The organism is Treponema primitia ZAS-1, from assembly GCF_000297095.1.
Lineage (GTDB): Bacteria > Spirochaetota > Spirochaetia > Treponematales > Breznakiellaceae > Termitinema > Termitinema primitia_A.
On the sequence record NZ_AEEA01000177.1, the window covers coordinates 1 to 5,028 of the forward strand.

7 protein-coding genes are annotated in these 5,028 nt (G+C 52.6%); 3 read left to right on the plus strand and 4 right to left on the minus strand.

Annotation, left to right across the window (positions count from 1 at the left end):
• Positions 1-142: 142 nt before the first annotated feature.
• From rnc to rpmF, 3 genes are all read right to left on the minus strand, one after another.
• Positions 143-841 carry a ribonuclease III gene (gene rnc, locus TPRIMZ1_RS0117310; RefSeq protein WP_010263672.1) on the minus strand — a complete coding sequence of 233 codons (699 nt, stop codon included), beginning with the start codon at positions 839-841 and terminating at the stop codon, positions 143-145.
• Positions 842-872: 31 nt separating this feature from the next.
• Positions 873-1,106 (minus strand): acyl carrier protein, encoded by a 234-nt coding sequence (gene acpP / locus TPRIMZ1_RS0117315; protein ID WP_010263674.1) that lies wholly within the window; start codon positions 1,104-1,106, stop codon positions 873-875.
• Between the two features lie 62 nt (positions 1,107-1,168).
• The gene (rpmF, locus tag TPRIMZ1_RS20185; protein ID WP_010263676.1) at positions 1,169-1,357 is read right to left on the minus strand and encodes a 50S ribosomal protein L32; all 189 of its coding nucleotides are present in this window, start codon (positions 1,355-1,357) and stop codon (positions 1,169-1,171) included.
• A gap of 399 nt (positions 1,358-1,756) precedes the next feature.
• On the opposite strand from rpmF, the gene TPRIMZ1_RS0117320 reads away from it, so the two are divergent.
• Positions 1,757-2,392: a response regulator gene (locus tag TPRIMZ1_RS0117320; RefSeq protein ID WP_010263677.1), complete on the plus strand. Its 636-nt coding sequence runs from the start codon at positions 1,757-1,759 to the stop codon at positions 2,390-2,392.
• Here the strand turns inward: TPRIMZ1_RS0117320 and TPRIMZ1_RS19470 are convergent.
• Positions 2,361-3,041 (minus strand): hypothetical protein, encoded by a 681-nt coding sequence (locus TPRIMZ1_RS19470; RefSeq protein WP_010263679.1) that lies wholly within the window; start codon positions 3,039-3,041, stop codon positions 2,361-2,363. The two genes, TPRIMZ1_RS0117320 and TPRIMZ1_RS19470, sit on opposite strands and share 32 nt — an antisense overlap.
• A gap of 76 nt (positions 3,042-3,117) precedes the next feature.
• Here TPRIMZ1_RS19470 and TPRIMZ1_RS19475 point away from each other — a divergent pair, with 76 nt between their 5' ends.
• A complete protein-coding gene (locus TPRIMZ1_RS19475; protein ID WP_010263682.1) occupies positions 3,118-4,332 on the plus strand; it encodes a sensor histidine kinase in 1,215 nt (404 codons plus the stop codon).
• 258 nt (positions 4,333-4,590) lie between these two features.
• Positions 4,591-5,028 (plus strand): hypothetical protein (locus TPRIMZ1_RS0117340; protein WP_010263684.1); only part of this gene is annotated, 438 nt, incomplete at its 3' end.

The window sequence follows — 5,028 nt, forward strand, 5'->3', positions numbered from 1 at the left end:
CCGGGGATGCCCCTCCCTCCGCCCGCCGATGTCAATTAGATATGCGCCTACACTACGGTGGGCAGGCATTCACCTGCAGGAATGCGCTAAACTTAGTTAGGGGACTCCGTTACCGGGTTCTGGCGCCGTACTCCAAACAAAGTTATATGGGCATATTCTTTTCAGGTAATTGAGAAAGCGCATCGTAGGCAATCCGCGCCGCTTCCTGTTCTGCAGTTTTCTTGTTCTTTCCCATCCCGGGTCCAAAGGTCTTATCGTCCACCGTTACCTCTATCCAGAAAAACCGGTCGTGCTCCGGTCCGCTGCGTTTTAAGAGGCGGTAGGCGGGGTATTTGCGGTACAAATGCTGGGATAGTTCCTGAAGCAGGGACTTGTAGTCCCGGTGATGGCGGTTATCCAAAACCCGCTTGATTTCCGGGCCTATGCGGCTGCTGACAAAGGTATGGGCCGCCTTGTACCCCGAATCCAGGTATAGGGCGCCGATCAGGGCTTCCATGGCGTCCGCCAGGATAGCGTTTTTAGTACGGCCCCCGGAAAGCTCCTCACCCCGGCCCAGGATCAACAGGCTGTCGATTTGCAGCTCCCGGGCAATACCGGAAAGGATATCCTCGGAAACCACCACGGACTTGATCTTCGCAAGGTCCCCCTCAGGCTTGTCGGTGAGCCCCTGGTACAGCAGGGTGGCGGTTACAGCCCCCAGGATGGCGTCCCCTAGGAATTCGAGCCGTTCGTTGTTGTACCGCAGTCCCGATTCATTGGCCACCGACCGATGCACGAAAGAAAGGTTCAGAAGCTCTAGGCTCCTGAACCTTATACCGGCGGTCTTAGCAAACGCCGCCAACTCTTTCTTTCTTTCGGGACTCAGTACCGGATTATTTTTGGGATTTGATATAATCGTAGGCATCCCGAACGGTTTCAAATTCGTTGGCCTTCTCATCGGGGATGGAAATACCCATCTCTTCTTCGATAGCATAAACCAATTCGTAGGTATCCAGGCTGTCGGCGCCCAGATCCTGGCGGAAAGAAGCATCCAGGCTTATCTTCCCCTCGTCAATCTCCAGCTTATCCGCTATCAACTTTTTGATCTTCTCAAATAATTCATCCATGCTCTTTGTATCCTCCAAATTTCTACAATTAAAACGCGCTTTCCAGGACCTGGAAGTCCGCGTTAAACTTTCGCATCCGGAATAATTACCTGTTTGCCCCGGTAGAATCCGCATTTAGGGCATACCCGATGGAGCAGGACCCGGTTACCACAGGTACTGCACTCGATTAAGGTGGGACTGGTAATTTTCATATTGATTGATTGCCGGCGACGGGTCCGGGCTTTTGACGTATTCGCTCTAGGTACAGCCATTTTAAAAACCTCACTTAAAAATGTTAACTATCCGGGACATTATATCAAATAATGTCAAGTTTTGACAAGTCCTACTCCTGGGAAATAACGCTCGAGACATCGAGGCGGGTGGATCGGAAAAAGCGGCAATATAGGCGATTTAACCATCACCTTTGTAACTTCCCATGAACCCCGTGAACTCAAGCGGTATCTACAGAAGCTGTATCACTACAGATTGACGGAAAAATGGGCCGGGATTACACTAATTGAGGGTGATATGATGCCCAAACGGTCGAGGTGGGAAACCAAGGGAAAGGCCGGAAAGAAGAGCAGATCGCAGAAGCCTAAACCAGACTGCTACCCCGGCAAATGCATTCGGCAGGGGTGGTAATTAATTGGTTTAACGGGAACCATAATGGTATGAGTGGAAAAAGAAATAAAAAGCAGGGGCCGTATTCGGTGGTGGTGGTTGAGGACCAGGAAATTATGCGGCGGGGCTTGGTGGGGGTGCTGTCGGAAAAGTGGCTTGTGGTAGGGCAGGCGGCGAATTTAACCGAGGCCCGGAAGGTTTTTGATGAACTGGCGGAACCGCCGGATTTGGCGCTCCTGGATATGGCGCTGGCGGACCAGGAATGGGGACTGGATTTACTGCCATACCTCTCGGAACGGTTTAAGCAGCATTCAAAGGTTCCGGCAACCTTGGTGTACTCCATCTATACGGATTATGCCCATGTCAGGAACGCCTTGAGCATGGGGGTTAAGGGGTATGTGTCCAAGGCGAAGGGGCTGCAGGAACTGGAGGCGGCCATGTCGGCGGTGCTGGGGGGACAGGTGTGGGTGGACCAGGAATTGATTTCCAAGCTGGCGATAGTACCGGATTTAATAATGGGACTGACGAAACGGGAACAGGAAGTGTACACCCTGGCCCACAAGGGGTGGGGGACTGTGCGGATTGCGGGGGAAATGGGGCTTGTGGAACGGAGTGTGGAGAATTATTTATACCGGATATATGAAAAGCTCGGGGTTAAGAACCGGCGGGAGCTGGAGGAGTTATAGGGTTCGGTTTTGGATTTTTTTTATTGTTCAGGAATGGGACGGCTAAAAGGGATACGGCGTAGCCGCCGAAAATGACGATGAACCGATCCACAATATTTATGGGGATGCGGGAAAGGATGTTGGCTTCCAAGAGGGGGGTACCGTACCGCAGGAGGCTCATCTTAAAGGTGTCCTCCGGGGAGAAATATCCCTTCGTTGCGGGATTTGCCAGTAAATCTATGATGCCTCCGGAAACACTGATTGCGACACAGGCGACTAAGAACAGTTTTAGAAGGAAGACAGCTTTGGTGATGATCCCGTAGGGGTACTTTTCGCCGGGGATGTCCATGTCGGTGTGGGTTTTGAGGTAACGACGGTTGAAAAGCCAGACGATTATTACTTCGGCGATGGAGCAGAGGACAAACAGATAGGTCCACACTTTTTCGTACATTCTTTCATATCTGAGCCATTTGGCAAGACTGGTCAGGATAGCGGTGGCAATGCCCGGCAGGGGGCCGGCGGCAAAGGTGAGGGCCACCGTAAAGAGGGTGTCTAAAAACAGGGGCAGATGGAGAACCGTTTCTACCAGGGTGTTCAGCAAAAAATTACCCGCTGCGGCAAACAGACAGAGGATTACAATTTTTCCGATCCGCAGGGGGTTTAGTTTCATAGCTGATGGCGATTATACCGGGAAAACTGCGGTTTAGTCAAATGATAATAGTAAATTAACATGGCGGAGGACCTCCATGAGGATAGGCTGGGGTGTATGTTTGATGCTTTTTGTTTTCGCTCCCCTCCATGGGGGCAGTGAAAAGGATATTACCGCTACGGTGGTCTACCGGGCTGCGGAACAGTGGCGGGACATCGAAGGGATTTTTCTTTCAGGCGAATCGGAGATACTTTTCCGCAGGGTTGATGATTTTACCGCATCTTTGGAGGAGTTCCTCGGTTCACCCCTGTACCGGCTCTACCGGTATACTCCGGAGTTTACCCAGGGACCTACTGCGTCCCAGGGACCTACTGTGTCCCAGGGACCTACTGCGTCCCAGGGACCTACTGCGTCCCAGGATAATGTGCAGGGGATTCTGGAACTAACCGGTTCTTTTACGGAAGCGATACGGGAGGGCCGGCGGGATACTGCCCTGGCCCTGGCGCTGGATATTCAGGGGGAACTTAATCACTGGCTGTCCCGGGACACGGCGCTGGCGGATTCGATTCACCGGACGTATTTTCATCAGTTCTATGTTTTTTCTGTTTTGGTTGTCCTGTTGGTTCTGGCTATGGGTTTCTTGGGGCGGGCTTTGGAACAGTCCCGGCGCCGGGAGCGGGAACGGGGAGGATTCTTCCGGGCGCTGACCCTGGCCCAGGAGGGGGAGCGGTCACGGATTGCACGGGAGCTGCATGATACGGTGATCCCGGAGATCCGTACCCTGGGTTGGATACCGCTTACAGAACCGGCTGCCGTTGCAAGGGAAGAGATCAGCGCGCGCTGTGACGGGGTTATCGGGCGTTTACGGGATATTTGTATGGATCTGATTCCGCCGGATTTTGAACGGGTAGGCCTGGTAGAATCCCTAACGGGACTATGCGGGACCTTCCAGGGGCGGAGTGGGATTGAATGCCGCTTGGTTGCCGCGGAGGATGTACAGGTAAGGCTCCTGGGGACGGAGGCGCAGCTGCAATGTTTCAGGATAGTTCAGGAAGCCCTGGGGAATGTGGAGCGCCACTCCAAGGCGAGTGAAGTTTCGGTGGTGCTGCGGAACGAGGGGAAGGCGCTGCTGATCCTGGTTACCGATGATGGGGTCGGGTTTAACACGGAGGATTACGGTACGGATCGGCATGGGGAACATTTAGGGATACGGGGGATGTATGACCGGGCGGCCCTTATAGGGGGGCATCTGTCCTTTAAGAGCGGCGCCGGGGAAGGGGTGATGGTGCGCCTTGAGGTGCCGTGCGGATGACGTCTTGGACAGCATCTTTTTTACAAAATCGTAAAAAACTGTGCGTACTGCACAGAAAATCTGTGCAGTTTTACTGTTTGACAAATAGAAAATAGTGTTTTATCCTCTTTACACTCGAGGGGATGAAATATGTATATCAGGAATGGGTTAATCATCACCGTTTCCGCTCTTTTTTTGCTCTGCCTTGGCCCTTATACCCATGCCCAGATAGTAGGAAATGTGCTGCGTGTTTCAGGGGAAGGGAAATAAGGGGATATAATGAAAAAAACAGGGATACTGATACTTGCCGTGTTTTTGTCTGCATTGAACGGTTGTGACATTTTTATGCAGCCGGTAAGCCCCGGCGGGAACCTAACCGTAACAACAGGAAACGGGGCGCGGTCGGTCTCCGATGATGAAGCGCGATCCTTCCGCTATGAATTTGATTTTACCGGTCCCCGGGAAGAATCCCGTTACGAGAAACTTTCGCCCGGAGAGGAAAGCGTGAACCTTTCTGTCAGCCTGGGGGAATGGACGATAAACGCCCGGGCGTATAAGGCATTTGCCGGCGGGGAAATACTAGTGGGGACGGGAAGCGTTACCTATACGGTTACACCGGGAAAGAATTCGGTTTTGGTGTTCATGGAACTAAGCGGGGACTATACCGTGAAGGAAATTACCGCCTTTACCCTTGCCGAAGTATCCGGAACCATAAGT